General features: G+C 64.6%; 1 protein-coding gene. It reads right to left on the bottom strand.

Going from position 1 to position 26,691, the window contains the following annotated elements; all coding sequences use genetic code 11:
- Positions 1-93 precede the first annotated feature (93 nt).
- Positions 94-26,670, bottom strand: a complete 26,577-nt coding sequence (locus G4D79_RS19660) for a non-ribosomal peptide synthase/polyketide synthase (RefSeq protein WP_214514285.1) — start codon at positions 26,668-26,670, stop codon at positions 94-96.
- Positions 26,671-26,691: the final 21 nt, after the last annotated feature.

The raw sequence follows: 26,691 nt of genomic DNA, 5'->3' as shown, positions 1-26,691 counted from the left end.
GTGTGGTTCGCAGTTTCAACGTTTTCCCCTCGTCCGGACCCACCCGGGGTCCATCACCCTGTGTGTTTCACTCATACCCATGTCGAACCTGGTTCAGACACCCCACTGAGCGATAACTTCTCGCAATCGTACAGCTATGGTTGCCGCCGGACCCGGTTCGATCATCTGGTTGTGTTCGCAATCGACTTCGGTGACTCGGATGTCCCCTTCTACAAACCTTCGCCATTCGGCGACATCGTGTCCGTTCTCCGTAGATCTTCCGGCTACGAAGAACTCGATGGCTCCAACGTGGACAGGCGGTTGGTGCCGATTCGTCAATTCGACGGAGTGGGAGTAACCGCGACTGATCCGCGCCAGATGCTCCGCTTCGATTCCGATTCCGGCACCCAGGGTCTGCTCCAGCAATTCCGCCGCTTCTTCGAAGGTCTCGACCGTCTTGGATCCCGCCGGCATCGCGAGCCCGGCCAGTAGTTCGGAGACCGAGAGTTCTGCGGGCTGATCGGAATCCGACGACGGATAGCTGTCGAGTATCGACAGAGTCACGTCACGTCCGCTCCGAGTGAGGCTGTGTGCCACGGCGTGTGCGATCACGCCGCCGAGCGACCAGCCGGCCAGATGGATCGGGCCGGTCGATGCCACGGCTGCAATGCGATTCGCGTAGTCGTCGGCGAGTTCGGTCAGCGAGTCGAAGCTGGGCCCGCCGCTCAGGGACGGTAGCTGAAGACCGTAGACGGGTTGATCCAGCTCGAGATGCTTGACGAATTCTGCGTAACCCCAGGACAATCCGATACCCGGATGGACGAAGAACAGTGGTGCACGATCGGATCCGGCGCGCAGCGTGATCATCGGGGCGAGAAGATCCGACGAATCGTCCGGCGAGTGTGCGTCCATTCCGTCGGCAGCCCGGGCGACTCCGGCAGGTGTCGGATCCAGGAAAAGCGATTGCAACGGCACTCGCATCCCGAGACGCTTCTCGAGTTCGATGGTGATGCGAGTGGCCACGATCGACGTTCCGCCCAGTTCGAAGAAGTCGTCGTCGACGCCGATGTGCTCGTGCCCGAGCACGGTCTCGAAGATGTCGACGACCGTTCGTTCGGTGTTGTTTGTCGGCGGTGCGTACGGGACCGTGCGTCGCTCGAAGCTCGGGGTCGGCAGTGCCTTGCGGTCCAGCTTGCCGACCGGTGTCACCGGAATGCGGTCGACGACGACGATCGCGCCGGGAACCATGTGCGCGGGCAGGCGAGAAGACAGATGGCGGCGAAGCTCCCAGTCGTCGACGGTCTGTCCTTCCACGGGCTGGATGTAGGAGGCGATCATCGTCTCCCCCGACGGCGCTTCGTGCCCGAGTGTGGCGGCGAAGTAGACGGATGGGTGTGCCATCAGGACAGAGTCGATTTCGCCGAGCTCGATGCGGAATCCGCGGACTTTGATCTGGAAGTCGCTGCGGCCCAGGTATTCGAGGGTGCTGTCGGAGCGCCAGCGCACCAGGTCGCCCGTGCGGTACATCCGCTGGCCTGGTTCGCCGAACGGATCGGCGACAAATCGGTCGGCGGTGAGGTCGGGACGATTGTGGTATCCGCGGGCGAGTCCGGGGCCGGTCACGTACAGCTCCCCGATGACTCCCACCGGCACGGGCTTGAGGTGCCCGTCGAGGACCAGTCCGGCGAAGCCGATGGCCGGTCGTCCGATGTTGATGTCCTTGCCCGGCCGCATGGGTTCACTGACGCTGGCCTGGATGGTGGATTCGGTGGGTCCGTATCCGTTGAACATGCGACGGTCGCGGCCCCAGATGTCCACGAGTTCGGGTGGGCAGGCCTCGCCACCGACTGCGAGTACGCGGAGTTCGGGTAGCGCGGAGCTTTCGATCGAGCTGAGCGCGGTCGGAGTGATGAACGCGTGTGAGACGTGTTCGTCGGCAAAGATTTCGGCCAACTCGGATCCGCCGAAGACCGTCGGTGGGATGACGACCAGGCACGCTCCGCTGCCGAACGCCATCATGAGTTCGAAGACCGAGGCGTCGAAGCTCGGTGATGCCAGGTGAGAGATCCGCGAATAGGGCTGGACGTTGAATCTCTGATGTTCCTCGGCGTTGAGGTTTGACAACCCGAGGTGGGTGACGATGACGCCCTTCGGCTTCCCGGTTGAACCCGAGGTGTAGATCAGGTACGCGGGATGCCCGTGATGCAAGGGGATCGTGCGGTCGCGATCGGTGATCGCGGCTGCGCTCTGGGCGTCGATCTCGTCGACGGTCTCGGCTTCATCGAGGACCATCCACTCGACCGTGTCGGGAAGTTGACTGCGGTGAGCGTCGTCGGTGATGCCGAGTACGGCCCGCGAATCGTCGAGCATGTGGTTGATGCGATCGTCGGGATAGTTCGGGTCGACCGGCAAGAACGCTGCACCGGTTTTCGTGACCGCCCAGATCGCGACGATCTCCGCAGTGGACCGCGGCAGACCCAGCGCCACAAAATCTTCGGGACCGACGCCGCGCCGACACAGCGCGCGCGCCAGCTTCGTCGATTCCTCGTCGAGCTCGCGGTAGGTCATCGACCTCTCGCGACTCGAGAGGGCTGGGGCATCCGGGTTCGAGGCGACTGCTTCGGCGAGGATCTCCGGCCACACCCGCGCTCGAGTCGCGGCGGCACCGGATGCCGGCACCAGGGCAGCTGTTTCATCGGCGCCGAGGATGCCGATGTCGGCGATACGTGTTGCGGGTTCGCGTCCGACAGCGTCCAGGATCAGGCGCAGTCGGTCGGCAAACCGACGAATGGTGGCGGGTTCGAAGAGATCGGTTGCGAAGTCGAAGGCTGCGGACATCCCAGCCGGGATGCCGAACTCGTCGAACTTCTCGTCGACGATCAGCTCCAGGTCCTCCTTCGCGAATTTGGTTTCCACGGTCAGTCCGTCGATGTCGAGGCCGGGTAGGTGGAAATGTGCGGGTTCGTTGTTCTGAAGTTCGAGGGCGACCTGGAACAACGGTGAGTACGACGTGGATCTGGTTGGGTTGATGACGTCGACGAGCCGTTCGAATGGCAGGTCCGAGTTCTGGAATGCGGCCAGGTCGATTTCCCGGACGTGCTCCAACAGGTCGGCAAACGTGATGTCGGGATCGACGCTGGTTCGCAGGACCAGTGTGTTGACGAACATTCCGACGAGATGGTCGAGCGCTGCCTGACCTCGGCCGGCGATCGGTGTGCCGATGGTGACTTCGTCGGCGCCCGACAACTTGGACATCAGCACTGCGAGCGCGCCGTGCAGCGCCATGAACATCGTGACACCGTTTGCCCTGGTGAGGTCCGCGAGGGCGCGGTGGGTGTTCGCGTCGATGTCGAAGGTGAATCGGTCACCGTGGAAGGTCTGTTGCACGGGTCGCGGGTGGTCGGCGGGCAGTGCGATGACGTCGTCGAGTCCGGCGAGTTGCTCACTCCAGTAGTGCAATTGGCGACTGATGACGGATTCCGGGTCGTCTTCCGATCCGAGGACGCGATGCTGCCACAACGTGAAGTCTGCGTACTGCACCTCGAGTGGCGCCCACGTGGGCTCGGTCCCTGCCGTACGCGCCAGGTAGGCCGTCATCACGTCGCGTGCGAGCGGCGCCATCGACGAACCGTCGGCGCAGATGTGATGGACCACGACAAACAGAATGTGAACGGGTTCAGCGGTGTCGAGTCGGAACAGTGCCACGCGCAGCGGCAGGTCCACCGACACGTCGAAGCCGGTCGTGGCGAGTCGTTGCATGCGCTCTGCGAGTTCGTCCTCCCCCAACGTCATTTCACGGACCGGCGGTACTGCCTCGTCGACGGTGAGCACTTGCTGAATCGGATCGCCGCCGACGGCGGGGAACACCGTCCGCAGTGTTTCGTGCCGCTCGACGACGTCGGCGATGGCCTGTTGCATGGCCGTGACGTCGAGGTCACCGGTGAGGCGAACAGCTAGTGGGATGTTGTACGCGGCTGAGCGTGTGTCGAATTGGTTCAGGAACCACATGCGCTTCTGCGCCAACGAGAGCGGGACGCTGCCATTGCGCTCCATGGGAGTGAGCGGCACAGTGCCGACGGCAGTGACAGCGCTGGAGAGCCGTTCGGCGAGCTGAGCCGTCGTCGGTGCCTCGAACAGCACGCGCACCCCGACGTCGATGTTCAGTGCGGAGTTGAGCCGCGAGACCACGCGAGTGGCGATCAGCGAGTTGCCGCCGAGCTCGAAGAAATTGTCGTCGACGCCGACCCGTTCGACGCCGAGTACGTCGATGAACGCATCGGCGATCCGACGTTCGAGGCTGGTGCCGGGCGCCCGGAATTCCACACCGGTTCCGGTGAACTCCGGCGTCGGCAACGCTTTTCGATCGAGCTTGCCGACCGCGGTGCGCGGTAGCTCGTCGACGATCATGATGCTGGCCGGAACCATGTGCGAGGGAACACGTCCGGCGAGGTGCGCGGTGATCTCTGCCCCGGTCAGCGTCGATCCTTCCTCGACGGTGAGGTAGGACGCTAAAACTGTGGCGCCGGCCGGTCCGTCGACGCCGAGTGTCACGCAATTCGTGACACTCGCCATTGCGGTGATCTGGGCGTCGACCTCGCCGAGCTCGATGCGGAATCCGCGAATCTTGACCTGGAAGTCTCTACGCCCGACGTATTCGATGGTGTGATCGCTTCGCCAGGAGACGATGTCGCCCGTGCGGTACATCCGGTCGCCTGGCTTGCCGAAGGGGTCGGCGACAAATCGCTCGCTGGTCAGGCCGGGACGCCGGTGGTATCCGCGAGCCAGGCCGATGCCGGCGATGTACAGCTCACCGGGAGCTCCGACGGGTACAGGTTGCAGGCGCGAATCGAGGATCATCTCGTGCACGCCGCGGATCGGTCCACCGATCGTGATGGGTGCGCCCACTGTCATGGGTTCGCTGATGTCTGCCATGACGGTTGTCTCGGTCGGGCCGTAGGCGTTGACGAATTCTCGTCCGGGAGCCCAGAGGCCGACGAGATGCGGCGGTAGTGTCTCTCCCCCGACGACGACGTGCCGGAACTCGTCCAGGCCGGCCGGGTCGACGGTGGCGAGTGCTGCCGTGGTGACGAACGCGTGAGTGACGTGTTCGCGGCGGATGAGACTTGCCAGTTCGGCGCCGCCGTAGATGTCGGTCGGGACGATCACCATGGTTGCTCCGACACCGAATGCCTGCAGGTACTCGAAGACGGCTCCGTCGAAGCTGGGGGTGGCGAAGTGCAGGGTTCGAGAGTGGTGATCTGCGTGGAATCGACGCTGCTGGTCGAGTGCGAAGCTGTCGAGTCCGGTGTGGGTGACCACAACTCCCTTGGGTCGGCCGGTGGATCCCGAGGTGTAGACCACGTAGGCGGCGTTGTCCATGACCACCGGTGCACGCCGTTCGTCCTGGGTGATCGGCAGCGTGCAACTGGTGGCGACGTCGTCGTCGAATGCCTCTTCTCCGAGCACCAACCAGGACACGATGGGTGGAAGTGTGTCGATGGCGTCGACGACGGTCAACCCGAACAACACCTCGGAGTCGCTGAGCATGTGTTCGATTCGGTCAGCCGGATAGGTGGGGTCGACGGGGACGAACGCTGCGCCGGTCTTGGCCACCGCCCACACCGCGAGTACGGATTCGACGGACCTTTCGATGCCGATGGCAACCGACGTCTCGGGCCCGGCGCCGCGGCGAATCATGGCTCTGGCCAACTGGTTCGAGCGCCGGTCCAGTTCGGCGTAGGTCATGGAACGGCTGCCGGCCGAGAGCGCGATGCGGTCGGGATAGGTGGCAGAGACGTCGGCGAGAATCTCTGGGAGCGTTCGCGCGGAGCGCCCCGGGGAGCCGAAGACCGGCGCAAGATCACGGCTCTCGAACTCCGTGAGAACCTGCAGACGGGCCAGCGGCTGATCCGGTGCCGAGGCGAGTTGCCCGAGGACGATGCCCACGCGCTCGGTGATCTTGGCGACTTCGCGGGCGGAGAAGTGCGTCGGCAAGTACTCCATCTTCAGATTCAGCGTGTCACTTTCGGACGCCACCACGGCAATCGGATAGTGCGCCGAGTCGCGTCCGTCGATGCCGAGAACGTGCATTCCCGCGATGTCGGTTTCGGCGGTCAGGGCTGTCTCGTCGACGGGATACGACTCGAATACCGTCAGGGTGTCGAAGGAACCGGCGGCGCCGACTGCTCCGGCGATGTCCGACAGTCCGATGTGGTGGTGGTCGAGCAATGACGCTTGCTCGGATTGGACGCGAATGGCCATTTCGGCGAGGGTTTCTCGGGCGTCGAGGCGGACTCGGACAGGCACCGTGTTGATGAACAGGCCGACTATCGATTCCACGCCGGGCACCTGTGGTGGGCGTCCTGAGACCGTTCCGCCGAAGACGACGTCGTCGCGTCCGAGAAGTTCGGCGAGCACGATTCCCCATGCCACCTGTACCAGGGTCGCCATGGTCAGACCGCGGCTTCGCGCGAACGCCCGAAGAGTCTCGGCTCGTTCGGTCGGCAGCGAGTACGAGTGGATTTCACTTGCCACGGTTTCGGCGGCGGTGTCTGCCCTCGAGAGGTGGGTGGACGTGTCGACGCCCCGTAGCGCTTCTTGCCACGCCCGTAGCGAAGTCTCGGGTTCTTGCTTCGAGATCCAGGAGAGATAGTCGCGATACGACTGAACTCGGGGCAGAATCTCGGGGTCACCGTCGGTTGCGTAGAGAGTGAGCAGGTCTCGAAGCAACAGCGGGGTGGACCAGCCGTCGAGCAGGATGTGGTGGTTCGTCACGACGAGGCGTGCTGTGTCCGGTCCGATTCGCACGAGCATGAAGCGGATCAACGGGGCTGTTTCCATGTCGAAACGATGAGCGCGATCGCGTTCGAGCAGCTGACCGAACGCGACTTCGCTGTCTTCGGCCCCGGACAGGTCGATCTCGGCCCAGCCGATGTCGGCACCGGAACGGATCACCTGCAGTGCCCGCCCTCCCGGTGCGGAGACAAATCCCGCGCGCAGGCTCGGATGACGATCAACCAAGGCCTGCGCGGCGCGGCGCAGGCGCGGCGCCTCCACCCGACCCCCGAGCTCGAGGGTCAGTTGCACCATGTACGGGTCGATTTCGGTTTCGTCGAACTGGGCGTGGAAGAGCATGCCCGACTGCAGAGGTGACAGTGACCAGATGTCGGTCAGGTCGGGGAATCTGCGCTCGAGCTGTTCGATGCTCTGTTGATCCGCGGTGACGAGATCGAGATCGGTGGGCGTGAGCTCGCGCTCGGAGTGTTCCTCCACGTATTCACTCAGTGCGCCCAGTGCTCGGGTCCAGAGCTCCGCCAGTTCGGTGACTTCGGCCTCGCTGAGAATGCCGCGGGGGAAGGACCACGTAGCGCGCAGAATCGGACCGTGTGCGGTATCGGTCGTGACGGCGTTGATGTCGAGCACCGACGCGGCGGCCAATTCGCCGCTGTGCGCTTCGTCGAGGGTCACTTCCGAGATCGGCAGCCACGGCACTTCGCCGTGCTCGGGATCCGAGCCGGCAAATCGTCCGAGGTAGTTGAACGAGATCTGCGGCGTGGGCAGCTCACGAAGTTCCTCGTTTCGATCGAGGTACTTCAGGATGCCGAACCCGATTCCGTTGTCGGGCAGGCCGAGCAGCGTTTCCTTGACGAGTTTCACGGCGGAGGCGGCGGTTGATCCCCCGGCCAGTGCATCGACGACATCGAGTCCGGTGAGATCGATCCGGACGGGGAACAAGGTGGTGAACCAGCCGACCGTGCGCGAGAGGTCGGCGCCCGGTACGGCGTTCTCCTCGCGGCCGTGCCCTTCGAGGTTGACGAGCACGTCCCCGCTGCGCTGTCCGCGCGATCGACGCCAGGCGGTGACGGCAATCGCGAGAGCAGCGAGCAGCCCGTCGTTCACCGAGCCTCCGAAATGCTGAGGCACCGTCGAGATGACGTTCTCGGTCACGGAGGTCGGAACGTCGACGCTGACGCGGTCGACGGTGGCTCCGACATCGACGGCTGGGTCGAGCCCGCGTGCCCCGAGCAATGGCTCGTCGGTCCGCATTCTCGACCACAGGTCGATCTCGTCGCGTCGCTGCGCAGCGGTCTCGGCGAGCGCTGTCGCCCAGCGACGTATCGACGTTCCGCCCGGCGGAAGTATGGGTGTTTCTCCGTCGAACGCCGAGGCATAAGCAGTGACCAGGCCCGGGACGAGCATGCGCCAGGACACACCGTCGACCGCGAGGTGATGAAGGACCAGGAGCAACCGTCCGGCTTCGGCCCGGTTGCCGTTCGAGCTGACGGGATCCAACCAGACTGCGCTGATCATCTTCCCGTGTTCGGGATCGAGGCGGCTGGATGCGTCCTGCATCGCGGTTTCCGCAGCGGCGACGAATTCTTCGCCGCTGGTGGACACGATGGAGGTTCGGCGCAGGATGTCGGGGGCGGTGATGCTCCCTGGCTCGCGGATCTCGAGTTGGTGAGTCGCGGCGTCCAGGCGCGCCCGCAGCACGTCGTGACGATCGAGGATCGTTTGCAATGCTCGTTCCAGCGCGGGGCCGGAGACATCCGCGGGCAGTGCGATCAGCGCGCTCTGGCTGTAACTGCGGATCGTGCTCAGGTCACCGCGACTGCGTTCGACGAGCCACTCCATGATCGGCGTGAGCGGTAGCGGGCCGGCTCCCCCGCCGGGTAGCTCCGTGAGAACCGGTGCCGTTTCCGATGATTCGATGAGGAGCACTTTGGTGAGGCCGGCCACGGTCTTCGCTTCGAAGACGTCCCGCGGAGTGAAGACGAGGCCTGCGGACTTCGCCCGTGAGACGAGTTGGATCGACATGATCGAATCGCCGCCGAGACCGAAGAAGGAATCGTCTACTCCGATACTGCCCCGACCCAGCACCTCCGCGAAGAGGTCCGCGAGGACCGCTTCGGTAGCGGTGGCCGGCGCCCGCGTCGCCTCGGTTGTTCCCGTGACGGTGAAGTCCGGAGCCGGGAGGCTGCGTCGGTCGAGCTTTCCGTTGACCGTCAGTGGAAGCGATTCGAGGACGACGATGGCGGTGGGCACCATGTACTCCGCGAGTTCGGCGGCGACGAAGTCGGTCACCGTCGCTGAATCGACGGTACTGCCTGTTTCGGCGACCACGTACCCGACGATCCGCGGTGACGCTCCCTCTGTCCGAACAAGTGCTACCGAGGCAGCGACGCCGGGGCAGCGGAGCATTGCGGCTTCGATCTCGCCGAGTTCGATGCGGAAACCACGCACCTTCACCTGGAAATCACTGCGGCCCACGTACTCCAACTGCCCCGCGTCGTTCCACCTCGCCAGGTCCCCGCTCCGATACATTCGATCCCCCGAACTACCGAATGGATCGGGAAGGAACCGCACCGAAGTCAATGCGGGTTTCCCGAGGTATCCCCGAGTCACCTGATCACCGGCGACGTACATTTCGCCGACGACACCTGGTGGTACCAAGTTCAGTCGCCGATCGAGTACGTAGACGGACAATCCCGGTACTGCTCGCCCGATGATGCTCGCCGACGCGTGCTCGCTGTCGTTGCGGTCGAGTGCGATTCGACTGACGTGCACTGTCGTCTCGGTGATCCCGTACATGTTGACCAACGTCGGAGCCGTGTCGGCCCGCCTGTCGTACCACTTGCGTAACTGCCCGAGGTCGAGCGCTTCGCCACCGAAGACGACGTAGCGCAGTGCAAGGTCGGGATCCGTGCCGTTCGGTGAGTACGCACGGTCGGCTTCGGCGAGTTGGTAGAAGGCGGTGGGTGTTTGGTTCAGCACCGTCACTCGCTCCCTGCGGAGCAGTTCGTGGAACATGTCCGGTGATCTGGTCGTGTAGTAGTCGACGACGACCAGCCGGCCCCCGTGTAGCAGCGGCCCCCACAGCTCCCAGACGGAGAAGTCGAATGCGTACGAGTGGAACATGGTCCACACGTCCGTGTCGTCGAACCCGAACGTCGGGGCGGTGTTGTCCATCAGAGTCAGCACGTTGCGGTGGCTGACCTGGACACCTTTGGGGCGCCCTGTGGATCCGGAGGTGTAGATGATGTACGCGATCGCGTCGGGCAGAAGTGGTGTCGTCCGGTCCGCGTCGGTGATGCGATGGGGCGCGGAGTGATCGAGGCGTACCGCGATCTCCGGCGATCCGAGTTCGACGACGTCTATGCCGGATTCGATGATCTCCGAAGGTAGGTCGCTTCGGAAGTCTCCGGTCGTGACCAGGCATACCGGCCGCGCGTCGTCGAAGAGGAACCGCATGCGCTCGGCCGGGTAGGTGATGTCGACCGGCAGGTATGCCGCTCCGGTTTTGATGACGGCGACGAGGGCCAGCACGAGATCGGTGGTTCTGGGCATTGCAACAGCCACCACGGATTCCGGACCGATACCGCGGCCGATCAGGAGCCGCGCCAGGCGGTTAGCGCGCCCGTCCAGTTCGGCGTACGTCATGGCGCCGTCGCTGTCGTTGACCGCGGTCGACGACGGATGTGCTGCAACAGCCTCGAAGAATCGGTCCGCGATGTTGTCCGCTGGAGCCGGTTCGGCGTGAGTGTTCCACTCGGTCAGCATCTGTCGACGCTCGTCGGCGCTCACGACGTCGATGTCACCGGTAGGAGTCGACGGCTCTCGGGAGACCGCCTCGAGGATGGTGAGCAGTCTGCGTGAGAACGAATCGATCAAGTCACCGTCGAACAGGTCTGTGGCGTAGATGAATTCGGCGTCGATGCCATCCGTTCCGCCATCCGCGTCGTAACGCTCGGTGACCGAGAGTTGCAGATCGAACTTGGCGACGGGTAGGTCGAACTCGACTCCCGAGACCGACAGCCCCGGCAATTCGAGTTGTGGGAGTGCATTGTTGCGGAACTCGATGAGGATCTGGAACAACGGAGTGTGCGAAGTCGAGCGTTCCGGGTCGAGTGCGTCGACCAACCTTTCGAAGGGCAAATCGGTGTGCTGGAACGCGCCGAGGTCGCCTTCGCGAACCTGGGCGAGGACGTCCTCGAACGACGCGTCGGGCGTGATCTGTGTTCGCAGCACGAGAGTGTTGACGAACATACCGACCAGGTGATCGAGTTCGGCCTCGCCGCGGCCGGCGACGGGTGTCCCGATGGCGATGTCCTCGGTACCGGCCAGGCGCGCCGCAAGTACCGCCAGTGCTGCGTGCATGAGCATGAACATGGTGGTGCCGTGCTCACGTGCCAGGTCGGTCAGCGCCCGATGGGTCTGCGGCGATACCACGAACCGGTGGACCGAGCCGACCATGGACGGCTTTGCCGGACGTGGGAACGACGTCGGCAACGCGATCGGCTCGCCCAGTCCCGCGAGTCGGTCCTTCCAGTAATCGAGCTGACGGGTCAGAGCCGAGTCCGGATCTTCCTCGGAGCCGAGCACTTCGTGCTGCCACACAGCGAAGTCGCCGTACTGCACGGCCAGTTCCGACCAGTTCGGCGCACTGCCGGCACTGCGGGCCGCGTAAGCCGCTGCCACGTCCGCTGCGAGGGGGTTCATCGAGAACCCGTCGGCGACGATGTGGTGGACGACGATCACGAGTACGTGCCTGCGCTCGTCCCCGTCGACGCGCAGGACCGCGCAGCGGATCGGAACTTCGGCCGAGGCGTCGAAGCCTGCCGAGGCCAGCTCGAGGATTCGATCGGACACTCTGGCAGCAGTGACGATTTCCGGCTCCAGGATCGGCATGACCTCGTCGCTGGACATCACCTGCTGAACCGGCTGTCCGTCGATCGAGGGGAACTTCGTCCGCAAGCTCTCGTGGCGCCCCAGTACGTCCGCTACCGCGGCCTGCAATGCGGCGAAGTCCAGATCGCCGTCGAGGCGCACTGCCAGGGGAACGTTGTAGGCGGGGGACGTCACGTCGAACTGGTTGAGGAACCACATCCGCTTCTGTGCCAGTGACACGGGCAGTGGGTCCGGGCGGGATCGCCGAGTCAACGGTGGTCTGGGGTTCTCTCCGCGGCCGACGCTCTCCGCCAGACGCGAGAGCTGCCGAACTGTCGGAGACTCGAACAGTCCTCGAACGCCGATGTCGGTGCCGAGAAGTGCGTTGACGCGGGCGATGACGCGGGTCGCGGTCAGTGAGTTTCCGCCGACGTCGAAGAAGTGAGTGTCGATACCGATCGGAGACACTCCGAGCACGTCCTCGAAAACGCCCACCACCAGCCGTTCCAACTCGGTGGCCGGTGCAGTGAGTGTCTCGGCATCGGTGTCGAAACGAGGCGCCGGAAGAGCAGCCCGATCGACCTTGCCGACGCCGGTCAGCGGTAGTTCGTCGAGCACGACGACGCTTGCGGGCACCATGTGTGCCGGCAGTAGCTCCCGTGCCGCCGCCCGGATGTCCTCGGCGCTCACCCGGCGTTCGTCGTCGCAGACGACATATGCCGCCAAGGCCTGCTCGTCGGAGGGTCCGCGCACCGCCAACGTGACCGCGTACTCCACGCCGGGCAGCTGACCCAACGCCGTGTCGACCTCGCCGAGTTCGATACGGAAGCCGCGGATCTTGACCTGGAAGTCGCTGCGTCCGAGGTACTCGATGGTGCGGTCGCTGCGCCAGCGCACCACGTCGCCCGTGCGGTACATCCGCTCCCCCGGCTCGCCGTACGGGTTGGCGACAAATCGTTCGCTCGTCAGTGGTGAGCGCCCGTGATAGCCGCGCGCGAGTCCGACTCCGGCGACATACAGTTCGCCGGGAACTCCGACGGACACCGGTTGAAGTCTGCGATCGAGGACGACCTCGCTGAATCCGCGGTTCGGCGGTCCGAGATAGACCTTCTCGCCGGCCGGGATGGGGTCGCTGAGGTTGCAGGAGATGGTGGTTTCGGTGGGTCCGTAGACGTTGACGAACGATCTTCCCGGCGCCCAGGTGCGCACCAGGTCCGCCGAGGGCGCCTCGCCGCCCACCGTGATGGTGGTCAGTTCGTCGATTCCCTCGGGATCCACCGACGTCAGCGCTGCAGGCGTGATGAACGCGTGGGTGACATGTCCCTCGCGGAGAACGTCGGCCAGTTCGGTTCCTCCGTAGACGGTGGTGGGAGCTACGACCAGTTCGCCGCCGACGGCGAAGGCGAGCAGGTACTCGAGAACGGAGGCGTCGAAGCTCGGAGAGGCGAAATGCAGTGCGCGTGAATTCTCGGTGAGACCGTAGCGATGACGCTGTTCGTCGGCGAAGTTCTCGAGACCGGTGTGCGTGACGACGACGCCCTTGGGTCGGCCGGTCGAGCCCGAGGTGTAGATGAGGTAGGCGGTGTTCTCCAACCGCGGGGTTCCCCGGCGCTCGTCCTCGCGTAGCGGCGCCGCGGATACTCCGGAGAGCCGAGCGATGCTCGTCGGGTCGTCGAGTTCGAGCCACTTCGTCACACCGCCGTCGCCGGGTCTGTGGGCGGCCGTGGTCAATCCGAGCGAGGATGCCGAGTCCTCGAGCATGAACGAGATCCGGTCACTCGGGTAGCGAGGATCGATCGGCACGAAGGCGGCGCCGGTCTTGGTGATCGCCCAGACCGCTGCGACGGATTCGAAGGAGCGTTCCACACAGATCGCCACCCGTGAGTCCGGGCCGGCGCCTTCCGAGATGAGCACGCGCGCCCACTGGTTCGACGCCTCGTCCAGCTCTCGATAGGTCATCTTTCTCTCACCACAGGACAGTGCGACCCGTTCGGGGAATCTGCTCGCGGTGTCCGAAAAGATGCGATCGAGTGTCCTGACCGAGCGGCCCTGCCGGCCGCGCGCGGGAACCAATTGCTGCACTTGCGAATCCGGCATCAGGCGCAGTTTCGCCAGCGGGAGATCCGGTTGCGCGGTGATCAGCTCGAGGGTGCGGAGCAGCCGGTCGGCGATCGCGTCGATGTCGTGATCGCCCAGGACTCCCGGGAAATACTCGAATTTGAGCCGCAGTCGCCCGTCTGCCGCAGAGGCAACGATCGCGAGTGGATAGTGCGCGGCATCCTCGGCGTCGTGGACGTCGAGAACGTGCATTCCGGCTATGTCGGTACCGGAGGAGAGTCCACCGCGGTCGACGGGATACGACTCGAACACAGTCAGCGTGTCGAACGATGCAGCGGACCCCACAGCCGAAGTGATATGCGAAAGCCCGACATGATGGTGATCGGACAACCGCGCCTGTTCCGCTTGGACGCGAACGCACAGCGCCGCCAGGGACTCTCGCGGATCGAGGCGAACTCGGACGGGGACGGTGTTGATGAACAAACCCACCATCGACTCGACGCCGGACACCTGGGGTGGTCGGCCGGAGACGGTTCCACCGAAGACGACGTCGTCGCGGCCGAGGAGTTCGGCGAGCACGATTCCCCAGGCCACCTGGATCAAGGAGGCTGTCGTCAGGCCACGGGAGCGGACGAATCCACGCAGAAGTTCCGTCTCACGTTCTCCGAGCGCTGTGGTCGTCGAGCGTGAGGTAGCGCCGTCCTCGTCGACGGCGTGAGTTCCGGTGAGCAGCGTCGGGTCGTCGAGTCCGCGGAGTGCTTCGCCCCAGGCCTCGATCGACACGCTGTCGTCGCGAGTGCTGATCCAGCTCAGATAGTCCCGGTAGGGGCGTACGCGTGGGATGGCACTGTGATCACTGTCTGTCGCGTAGAGCGTCAGTAGGTCGCGGACCAGCAGCGGCATCGACCATCCGTCGAGGAGGATGTGGTGGTTGGTCAGGATCAACCGATACGCGTCGTCACCGGTTCGCAGAAGCAGGAACCGCAGCAGGGGCGGAGTGGCCATGTCGAAGCCGCGGACCCGATCCGCATGGAGAAGCTCGCGTATCTCGGTCGCCTGTTCGGTGGGGGCCAACGGAGAGATGTCGATCTCGGTCCACGGCACGTCAACGTCTGCGTTGATCACCTGCACCGATCGTCCACCGGTGTCGGTCGTGAACGCCGCGCGTAGGTTCTCGTGTCTGTCGAGCAGTGCCTGTGCGGCACGGTGCAACCGGGACGCGTCGACGCCGTCGAGTTCGAGTGCGAGTTGGACGGTGTACGCGTCGACTGTGTGTTCGGCGTAGCGGGCGTGGAAGAGCAGTCCGGATTGCAGCGGTGAGAGGGACCAGACGTCGGTCAGTGTCGGGAACTCGCGCTCGAGGTGGTCGATGGAATCCTGGTCGAGGTCGATCAGGTCGATGTCGGACGGGGTGAGTCCCCCGCGTTCGCTGTGTTCGGCATAGGTGGCCAGCGCGCGCAACGCCTGCACCCAGAGGTCGGCGATGGCGCGAGCATCGCGCTCTGCCAGCACGCCGGTGGGATAGGCGATAGTGGCACCGATGTGCGGTGCGCCCGAGATCTCGGTGGTGACGACGTTGACGTCCAGGACCGAACCCACTGGCATCTCGGACCGCGCTGCCGCTTCCAGATCGACGTCCCGGGCCAGTGCCCAGTCCCCCAGTGACTCTCCTGCTTCGGTGCCGGAGAAACGGCCCAGATAGTTGAACGAGATCTGCGGTTGGCGGAGGTCTTCGAGTTCCGCTCGACCCACCTCGTCGAGGTAACGCAGAACTCCGTAGCCGATGCCGCTGTCCGGAACACCCAAGAGTTCTTCCTTGACACGCTTGAGCACCACCGCTGCCTCTGGGGCGCTGCTCATCACTTCCGCGATGTCGATGCCGGCGAGGTCGATCCGCATCGGGAAGACGCTGGTGAACCAGCCGACCGTGTGCAGGACGTCCGCACCGGGCACCACGTGAGCTTCGCGTCCGTGGCCCTCCATCGAGATGAGCACGTTGTCGGTTCGTATGCCCTGTGCCTGCCTCCACTGCGTCAGTGCCAGTGCGAGAGCAGCAACGAGACCGTCGTTGACTGATCCACCGAAAAGCGCCGGAAGCGTGGTCAGGACTGTGTCGGACAGTTCGACGGGTACGTCGGCGACAACTCGGCCGACCGAATCGAACGTGTCGAGCCGCGGGTCCAGCGGCCGGGTTCCGATCAGCGGGTCGGCACCTTCGAGTATCGAACGCCACCGGGGCAATTCGACTCTTCGATCGGGCGCGATGTCGCGGAGCGCATGCGACCAACGACGAACCGACGTGCCCGAGTACGACGGCTCCGGTTCCTCGCCTGCATCGATGCGGTGGAAAGCCGACGCAAGTTCCGGCACGAGGACGCGCCAGGAGACACCGTCGACGGCGAGGTGGTGGATCACCAGGAGCAGCCGGCCAGTGTTGCGCACGCCGGACAACCAGACGACCCGCACCATCACGCCCCGGCCGGGGTCGAGTTCTCGGCGCGCACCGTCCAGTGCGTCGACGATCGCCGCGTCGAACACCGCGGTGCCCGGCTCGGCCTCTACCTCGATCACCCGGCAAATATTCTCGGCTGCAACAGATCTCGGCTCGCCGACAACAAGCCTGCGCTCGCCGTCGAGCTCGAGGCGTGCGCGAAGGATGTCGTGACGATCGAGAACAACTTGAAGAGCCGCGGTCAACTGCTCCACACTGTGAAGCCCGTGCGGCGCGTTGAGAAGAGTCGCTTGGGAGAACGAATCGAGACCTCGGAGATCGGAGCCGAGCCGGTCGAGCCACCACTGAGCCACCGGCATCAACGGCACGTGGCCCACGCCGTCTCCGGGAAGTTCCTCGAGCACCTCGGGTTCGTCGTCCTTGGTCGATGCCAGCAAAACCGCAAGACCGGCGACCGATTTCACCTCGAAGACGTCACGCGGGGTGAAGACGAGCCCGGCATCGCGGGCACGGGCGACGAGCTGAATCGACATGATCGAATCGCCGCCCATCGAGAAGAACGAGTCGTCGACGCCCACCGATTCGACACCGAGGACATCGACGAACAAGGCGGCCAGCGTGCGTTCGGTATCGGATTCGGCGGCCCGCGAGCGTGCCTGGGTTGCTCGCAAGTCGGGAACCGGCAGGGCTCGGCGGTCGAGCTTTCCGTTGGCAGTCATCGGCAGTTCGTCGAGAACGACCACGACCGCAGGAACCATGTACGGGGCCAGAGCCGAGCCCGCGAACGCGATGACGGCCTCGGGATCCACAGTCTGAGCGTCGTTGGCAGGCACGACGTATCCGACGATCCGTGCGGCGCCTCCGTCACGTTCGAGCGTGGTCACCACGGAATGTGCAACGCCGGGATAGCGAGCCAGAACTGCCTCGATCTCGCCGAGTTCGATGCGGAATCCGCGAATCTTGACCTGGAAATCGCCTCGACCCTGGTACTCGAGTTCGCCGTTCTTGTTCCACCTGGCGAGGTCGCCGGTTCGGTACATCCGTGTGCCCGCACTGCCCGCGGGATTGGGCACGAATCGTTCGGCGGTCGTGCCGGCGCGGTTTCGGTAACCGCGGGCGAGTCCGTCGCCGCTGACGTACAGCTCTCCCGTCACTCCGACCGGGACGCGGTGCAGGCGATTGTCGAGGACCCACGCGGTGATGCCTGTCGACGGGCGACCGATCGTGACTCGATCGGTCGGGGACATCGGCTCGGTGATGCTGGCGACGACCGTCGATTCGGTTGGTCCGTAGGCATTGATCATGATCCGGTGATCGCTGACCCAGGCGGCGACGAGGTCGGGTGGGCAGACGTCGCCGCCGGTTCCGATGCACACCAGCTCGTTCAGTCCGCTCGGATCGACCGTGGCCAGTGCGGCTGGTGTGATGAAGGCGTGCGTGACGTGCTGGTCGGCGATCAGACTCGTCAGTTCGGTTCCGCCGATGATGCTCGGTGGGGCGATGACCATCGTGGCCCCGGCACCAACAGCCATCAGGAGTTCGAGAATCGAGGCGTCGAAGCTCGGTGAGCTGAAATGCAGCGTGCGCGAGGTCGACTCGACGCGGAAGCGACTGCGTTCCTGCTCGGCAAGTGCCGAAAGCCCACGGTGAGTGACCATGACGCCTTTGGGGACGCCGGTGGAACCGGAGGTGTAGATGACATAGGCCGGGTTGTCCAGGGACACCGCAGCCAGCAGCTCCGAGGCATCTATCCGCTGATCACCGATCTGTTCGAGGGTTGCGAGTGTCTTTGCCTGATCGAGCAGAACGGCGTCTGCCTCGTCGGGGACGACACCCACATGCTCGGCGGTGGTGAGAACGACGCCCGCTCCCGAGTCGTTGATCATGTGGTGCACGCGGTCGACGGGATACGCCGGGTCGACGGGTACGAATGCAGCGCCCGACCGGGCAACCGCCCAGATCGCGACCACGGATTCCAGTGAGCGTGGTAATGCCAGGGCGACAACGGATTCCGGACCGACCCCGCGGCTGATCAACAGTCGTGCAAGCCGGTTGGCGCGGCGGTCCAGATCGGAGTAGGTCAGATGGCGGTCGCCGAAAATCAGTGCAGTCCTCTGCGGTTCGTCGACGTACTTCCGCTCGAGCAACGTCGAGAAGTGAACCTGCTCGGGAAGTTCCGGTGCGACGGCGCGAATCGTGTCGAGATCACTCACGAGATCGATGTCGCCGACCGGCGTGTGCGGTGATTCGGTGACAGCACCGAGAATCCGAACCAGGTATCGAGCGAAACCTTCGACGGTCGACTCGTCGAACAGGGCGCTGGCGTAGGTGAACCCGGCCTCGATTCCCGCCGGCCGGCCGTCGTCGTCGAAGGTCTCGGCAAGCGTGAGTTGCAGATCGAAATTCGAGACGGCGGATTCGAGTTCGAGGACCTCGACGTCCAAATCCGTCAGACGAACTGCTGGCCGAGTGGTGTTCTTGAACTCCAGCATCACCTGGAACAACGGTGAATGCGACGTCGACCGCTCCGGAGCCAGCGCATCGACGACGCGCTCGAAGGGGACGTCTGCGTGAGCGAAGGCGTCGAGGTCGGTGCTGCGAACTCTGGCCAACAGATCGGTGAACGAGGCGGCGGGGTCGACGTCGGCGCGCAGGACCAACGTGCCGACGAACATACCGACCATCGGATCCAGCAGGGCATTTCCGCGCCCGGCGATCGGTGAGCCGATCGTGATGTCTTCCATGCCGGACAATCTCGCCACGAGCACTGCGTATGCGGCGTGTACCGCCATGAACATACTGCTTCGGTGTTCGATCGCGGTTTCGCTCAGACGGCGGTGGATGCCGGCATCGATGTCGAATCGAACGACGCCGCCCGAGAGATCCTGCACACGCGGACGCGGTCGATCTGCGGGGAGCGCAAGAAGTTCGGGAACACTCGCCAGTTGACGTGTCCAGTACTCGAGCTGACCTGCAAGAGTGCTGTCCGCTTCGTCGATCCGACCGAGAGCCCTTTCCTGCCAGATGGCGAAGTCCGCGTACTGGACCGGAAGAGGAGACCAGTCGGGCGCCTCACCTCGATGCCTTGCCGAGTACGCGCTCATCACGTCGAACGCCAACGGTGCCATCGAGAATCCGTCGGCGCAGATGTGATGGACGACCACGGTCAGGACGTGATCTTCTTCGTCGACCTCGATCAGTTCCGCCCTGATCGGTGGAGCCTGCGTGACGTCGAAGCCCCTCGAGGTGAGACGTTCGATCTCCCCGAGTACCGCTTCGGCGTTTGCGGCGACAACCGGCAGCGCGCCCAACGCTTCACCGGGTTCGACGATCACCTGCGCCGGCACTCCCTCGATCATGGGAAACAGCGTGCGCAGCGATTCGTGGCGAGTAAGCACGTCGGTGATCGCGCCCTCCAACACGGCAACGTCCAACCGGCCTCTCAGCCTGATCGCTATGGCGACGTTGTACGCCGCGGACGTGACGTCGAATTGATTGACGAACCACATGCGCTTTTGTGCCAGCGACAGCGGGATCGTCTGTGGCCGCGGCAATGCCTCGAGCGGAAGGACTGCCGGTCCCCCTCGTGCCGTGGCGCACTCGACCGCCAACTGCGCAACGGTCGGCGCGTCGAACAACTCTCTGATCGACAAGTTCAACGACAGCGAATCGTTCACGCGCGCCACAGCGCGTGCAGCGACGAGGCTGTTTCCGCCGATCTCGAAGAAGTTGTCGTGAACACCGACTGCCCCGGATTCCAGAAGCTCCTCGAAGATCGCCGCCAACTGCGCTTCGAGCGGTGTTCGCGGCGCCAGATACGTCTGCGAGCTGTCGAAGCTGGGCGCGGGCAGAGCCTTCCGATCAAGCTTGCCGGTCGAACCGAGAGGGAACACGTCGAGGGCGATGACCACAGCGGGAACCATGTAGGCCGGAAGGAGACCTCTCAACTCGGTGCGTAGGCCGTCCGTGTCGATCGAAGTGCCGGTGTCGGCGATGACGTAGCCGACCAAACTGTCACCGACCACGTCGTCGTGATGGACGAGAGCAGCAGCTTGCGCGACACCGGGCAGCCTGAGCAATGCTGCTTCGACCTCGGCGAGTTCGATGCGCTGCCCGCGGATCTTGACCTGGAAATCGCGTCGACCGACATAGTCGAGCAGCCCGTCGGCGCGCCACCGGACGACATCACCGGTTCGGTACATCCGGGTGCCAGACGGGCCGTACGGGTCGGCCACGAACCTGTCGGCGGTGAGATCGCTGCGCCCGAGGTATCCACGCGCCAGTTGCACTCCCGCCAGATACAGCTCGCCGTGAACGCCGACCGGAACCGGATGCAGCCGCCCGTCGAGGACATAGAGCTGGGTGTTCCACACGGGCGCACCGATGGGAACGGTGACGGTCATGTCGGGGGTGAATTCGGCGGCGCTGACGTCGACGGCAGCCTCTGTGGGTCCGTACAGGTTGAACAGTCCCGCAGAACTCAGACGGGTGAACGCCTCCGCAGTGGTAGGCGCGAGGGCTTCACCGCTGCAGAACACCTGACGCAGGCTCGCACACTGCCCGGCAGTCGCGGCAGCGACGAATTCCGCGAGCATCGACGGAACGAAGTGCGCCGTCGTGACGCCTCTGTCGGCAATCAACGCCGACAGGTACCCGGGATCACGGTGCCCGTCCGGTTCCGCGATCACCAACTGCGCGCCGGTCTGCAGGGGCCAGAACAGTTCCCACACCGAGACGTCGAAGGTCACCGGGGTCTTGTGCAGCACCACGTCCGACGCGTGAAGGGGGTACGTGTCCTGCATCCACAGCAGGCGATTGACGATCGAACGGTGTGATACTGCAACACCTTTCGGTCGACCCGTCGATCCGGACGTGAAGATCACGTAAGCAGCATTGTCCGGGCGCAGGGGTCCGAGCCGATCAGCGTCGGTGATCGGCGCCGTCGTGGACACCTGACGATCGAGATCGACGTCCACGATCGGGACTCGCGCGGGAAAAGCGCCGTGGTCCTGGGGCCGGCTCAGCACGCAGATCGGTTCCGCGATGTCGAAGACGTACGCGATGCGCTCGGCGGGATGATCGGGATCCACCGGGACGTATGCCGCACCGGCACGGATCACGGCGTGGACCGCGACGAGTAGTTCCGGTGACCGTCGAATCGACACCGCGACGCGCATGTCCGGGCCGACCCCGCGGGCGATGAGGGTTCTGGCAAGTTCACCGACCCTCGCGTCGAACTCCGCATAGGTCAGTGTCCGCTCGCCGTAGACCAGCGCGGCCCCCTCGGGTGTCCGGGCTGCCTGCTCCGCCACCAGGTCCGAGAGGGTGGTGATCGGTACGGCGTGTTCGGTGGCATTCCAACGCTCGAGGACCAGTTCCGCCTCGCCCGGAGCTGTGAGATCGACGTCGCCGACGACGGATTCCGGGTAGGCAGCTACCGCGTCGAGGAGCATCGTGAAGCGATCAGCGAGGCCGGACATGGTGTCCGAGTCGAAAAGCTGGCTGGCGTAGTTCAACTGGCCGTCGAGATGGTCGCCGCGGTCGGTGAGAATGACCTGAAGGTCGAACTTTGCCGCGCCCGTCGACAGTTCGTCGACCGTGACCTCGAGCTCGGGCAAAGTGACCTCGGTGGGAGCGGCGCCCTGCATCACCAGCATCACCTGGAACAGCGGCGCCTGGTTGTCTGCGAGGGATTCGACGAGTACGTCGTACGGCACTTCGGTGTGCTGCAAGGCCGCCACGTCGACGTCGCGGACGCGGGTGAGAACTTCACCGAAGGTGAGTCCCCCCTCGAGAACCGTCCTCAGCACCACCGTGTTGACGAACATTCCGACGACGTCGTCGAGAGCGCGCTCGCTCCGCCCGGCCACCGGAGTGCCGATCGTGATGTCGTTCGCTCCGGATTCTCGGCTGAGCAGGACGGCCAGCGCGGCGTGGATCACCATGAACACGCTGACGTCGCTGCGCGCCGCGATCTCGCCGACCCGGCGGTACGTCGCGGAGTCGATCCGGAAATCGAGATCGTCACCGCGCAGCGAGACACCCGCAGGGCGCGGATGATCCATCGGCAGTTCCGCGAGCTCACCGCGTTCGGTGAGCGTGTGCGACCAGAACCGCAACTGCTCGGCAAGAATCGAATCCGGGTCGGACGCTTCACCGAGCGCTCCGCGTTGCCACTCGCTGAAATCGCCGTACTGCACTTCGAGTGGCAGCCACGCCGGCACGCGTCCGCTCGCCCGCGAGGCGTACGCCACCATCACGTCACGAGCCAGCGGCGCCATCGACAGGCCGTCTGCTGCAATGTGGTGCACGACGAGGACCAAGGTGTGCTCGCGTTCGTTCACCTCGAGCAGAGTCGCGCGGATCGGCACCGATTCGCTGACGTCGAATCCCTCTCGCGCGAGCTCACTCGCCCGCGCCGAGGTCGCTGCGGCAGGCACCGTTTCCACCTCGAGATGATCGAACATCTCGTCCACATCGAGAACGTGCTGGACGGGGCCACGCGCACTCTCGGGGAAAACGGTCCGCAAGATCTCGTGTCGAACGATCACGTCCCTCAGCGCGGTGAACAGTGCATCGACGTCGAGATCGCCGGTCATCGAAACCGCGATCGGAATGTTGTACGCCGGCGAACTCGGATCGAGTTGATTGGTCAGCCACATTCGTTGCTGCGCCAGAGATACCGGTATCCGGTCAGGGCGATCGATACGCGTCAGTGCCGGGGCACGTGTGTTCCGCGAGTCCGCGAGGTCGGCACGTGCTGCCAGAGCGGAGACGGTCGGCGCCTCGAAGAGGTCGAGAACGCTCAGCGTCGTTCCGAGAGCTCCGTTGACTCGCGACACGACGCGGGTCGCGATCAACGAGTCACCGCCGAGGTCGAAGAAACTGTCGTCTGCTCCCGCCCGGGTGATACCGAGCAGATCGCAGAACACCGCCGAAATTCGCTTCTCGGTCGAGGTCTCGGGGGCACGGTATTCAGCCGACCCGCCCACAGAATCGATGTCCGGTAACGCTTTCCTGTCGATCTTTCCTGCCGGAGTCAACGGAATGGAGTCGAGGACGACGATCCGCGCCGGAACCATGTGGGCTGCCAACGAAGATCTCGCGTGGGCGACCAGCTCGGAGTTGTCGATGTGTGTGCCCGCAGCCGCCGTGACGTACGCCGCCAACAGTGTTTCCCCACTCGGGCCCGCAACTCCGGCGGTGACTGCCTGTGCGACGCTCGGGTGGCGGCGCAGCACGTCGTCGATCTCGCCGAGCTCGACGCGGAAACCGCGGATCTTGATCTGGAAGTCGCTCCGGCCGAGGTACTCCAGCTCACCCTCGCCGTTCCACCGCGCGAGGTCACCCGTGCGGTACATGCGCTCTCCCGCAACACCGTTGGGGTCGGCAACAAATCGTTCGGCCGTAATCGTGGCACGCGCGTGGTACCCGCGCGCCAAACCGACACCGCTCACATAGAGCTCGCCGGCGACACCGATCGGCACCGGTTGAAGCCGCGAGTCCAGGAGGACGGTTGCAGCTCCGCGCATCGGCTTCCCGATGGTGACGGGAACATCGCTGCTCAGCGGTCCGGTCAGAGTGGCGACGACGGTGGTTTCGGTCGGTCCGTACGCGTTGAACATCGAGCGTCCGTGTGACCACTGATCCACCAGCGCGGGTGAGCATGCGTCGCCGCCGGTCACGACCACTCGTAGATCCGGTAGGCCGGCGGGATCGACTGTTGCCAGCGCGGCCGGGGTGACGAAGGCGTGGGTGACCCGTCCGATACGCATCACCTGTGCCAGTTCGTCGCCGCCGTACACGGTGGGCGGCGCGATCACCATCGTTGCCGCGCCCCCGAAGGCAAGGAGGAGTTCGAGGACCGAAGCGTCGAAGCTCGGCGAAGAGAAATGCAGGGTGCGGTCTCCAGGTTCGACTCCGAACCTGAATCGTTCTTCGTCGGCGAAGCTGCTCAGCCCGCGGTGACCGACCACGACGCCTTTGGGGACACCAGTGGAGCCGGACGTGTAGATGAGGTATGCCGGATCGTCGTAGCTCAGGCGCGTACGCCGCTCGGCGTCGTCGACCGGTGCATCGGAATGGTGCGAGGTGTCCAGTTCGTCGAGGAGCAGCCAATCCACCGAATCGGCGAGCCCGCCGTGGTGCTCCCCCACACTGATTCCGACTACAGCTCCCGAATCGGTGAGCATGTGCCGAATACGATCCTCGGGGTAGTGCGGATCGATCGGGAGGAAGGCACCGCCGGTCTTGGCCACCGCCCACGTCGCGGTCACCGATTCGAGAGACCTCGACAGCGCAAGGGCGACATAGGTGCCGGGGCCGACTCCCCTGTTGATCAGTTCACGGGCGAGTGTGTTCGACTCGGCGTCGAGATCCCGGTAGCTCACCTCACGATCACCGAAAACGAGCGCTGGGGCATCGGGGTTCACAGCCGAGGCCCGGCGGAGAATATCGGGGAGGGTCAACGGGGAGGACGCGGTCGCTCCCCGCGCCGGTACCAGGGACTCACGCTCGAAGTCGTCGAGGAGATCGAGGTCTCCGACCGGCGTTCGCGGGGCTGCTGCTGCGCCTGCAAGGATCCGCACCAGTCGCGAGAGGAAGGCTCGGACCGTGGATTCGGCGTAGTGCTGCGTGGAGTACGCAACCTCGAGGGCGCCGGTATCTGCGTGGACGTCGATCGCCACGTCGAGGCCGGCAATCGTGGTCTCCTGCGAGCCGTCGTTGAGGTGGACGTGCAACTCGGGCAGTGCGGGGACACCTGCCGCCGATCGAATCGACAACGTATCGCGTTCTCGAGCAAGAGAACTCACGAACTCGTCGAACGGCGCCGCCGGATCGACCTCGCAGCGCAGGGGCAAAGTTCCCCACTCGGTCCTCGTTCCGATCAGCACGTCCCGGCGCTCGGTCGATCTCGACAGCAACGAAGCAAATGCGGCATGGACAACGGCAAAGAGGGAGACGCCTTCCGTGCGCGCAAGTTCGGCGACCGCGGGATCGAGTGGGACGCTCAGCCGATTCGTACCGGTGGGCTCCGATTCGGCGTCGATTCGCTCGAGGCCCAGTGTCTCGAGGTCCAGTGTGGAGCCCTCGTCGGAGTCCCCCAGGTATCTCGCCCAGAACCGCTCGAGTTCCCTGCGCTGTGCTCTGCGCGCCCCTGCCTCGGCACTTGCCGGATGAATCCGGTTCATCGGCGTACCGGCCGGTGCTGCTGTCAGTTCTGCGACCAACTCGGTGAACGCCCGGTGGTGCTCGGCCAGTTCGTCGTGGCCGTAGCGATTGGGGTTTCCGCGAAAGTCGATCAACGTCTGCGCCGGATCGCCGCTCTGGTACACGTTGACCAGCAGATCCTCGACCGGACCCGACGTGACGATGTGATACTCACCGGTCAGTGGCCCGAGGGTTATCTCCTGCCGGAAGAGCATCACATTCATCATCGGGCCGGACAGACGCGCGTCGCCGACGGTCAGACCGGCATCACGCCGGATGTCCTCGAGGCTGCATCGCTGATGACGAAGCGCACCGAGAAGTTCGAGTTGCACGCGCCCGACCAGATCGTCGACACTTTCGTCCGGGTTTACGTGGATGTGTAGCGGCGCGACGTTGACCAGCATTCCGCCGGACCGCTGCAGCGGTGCCGTCGTCCTCGCGGAAACCGGCAGGTTGATCAGCACGTCGTCGTAGCCGGTACTGCGGGACAGGTAGCACGCCAGTGCCGAAATCAACACTGCGGCCGGAGTTGCACCGGAACGTGAATTCCACTCGTCCAAGGCAGCAAGGCTGTTCGCCGACATCGCGGCACTGACGAGTTCACTGCGTGCAGTCGGGGGTCCCTCACGGGTGGCCAACGTCGAACCGTGTTCGACGCCCGACACACGCTGGGCCCAGTACTCGCGGTCGGCTTCGAATCGGCTCGATTCGCGGTACTTCTGGTCGAGCTCGGACAGCGTCGTGACGTCGAGCGCCTTGTTCACCGCAGGCTCTCGACCTTCGACGGCTGCGGTGTAGATCGCCGCAATCCGATTGACGATCGTCATACCGCTGTAACCGTCGAGAGCGACGTGATGAATCCTGGTGTACCACAGGTAATCCCGATCACCAGTTTGAAGAATTGTCATCTCGACGAGACGATCGCGAGTCAGATCGAGCGTCGTCGCGTAATCGTTGTCCATCCACTCCGAGGCAGCCTGCCGAGGGTTCTCACGCTCGCGGAAGTCGAAGTAGTCGATGCCCGGGTCGATCGTGAAGTCCACGATCTGGCAGGGCTCCCCATCCGGGTACATCAACCGTAGAAACGGTGATTCGAACTCGTGGGCAGCCTCCACCGCGGCGCGACTGAGCAGTTGCATGTCCAAATCGCCGTGGAACTCGATGTACTGCGCGATGAAGTACGGGACCGTCGGGTGAAGTTGCTGCGCAAACCACATGCTGCGCTGCACCGCAGACAGGGGGAACGCTCCTGCCGGCAGGCTTCGCGATCCGGTGAGCGGGTCGATCCTCTTGTCGGTATCCATCACGACCACCCCCACACAGCG

Origin of the sequence: Rhodococcus sp. WY5, assembly GCF_018588185.1 — a bacterium.
Lineage (GTDB): Bacteria > Actinomycetota > Actinomycetes > Mycobacteriales > Mycobacteriaceae > Rhodococcus_F > Rhodococcus_F qingshengii.
The sequence above is the reverse complement of the archived record's forward strand: the minus strand, read 5'-3'. Positions and strand labels throughout refer to the sequence as shown.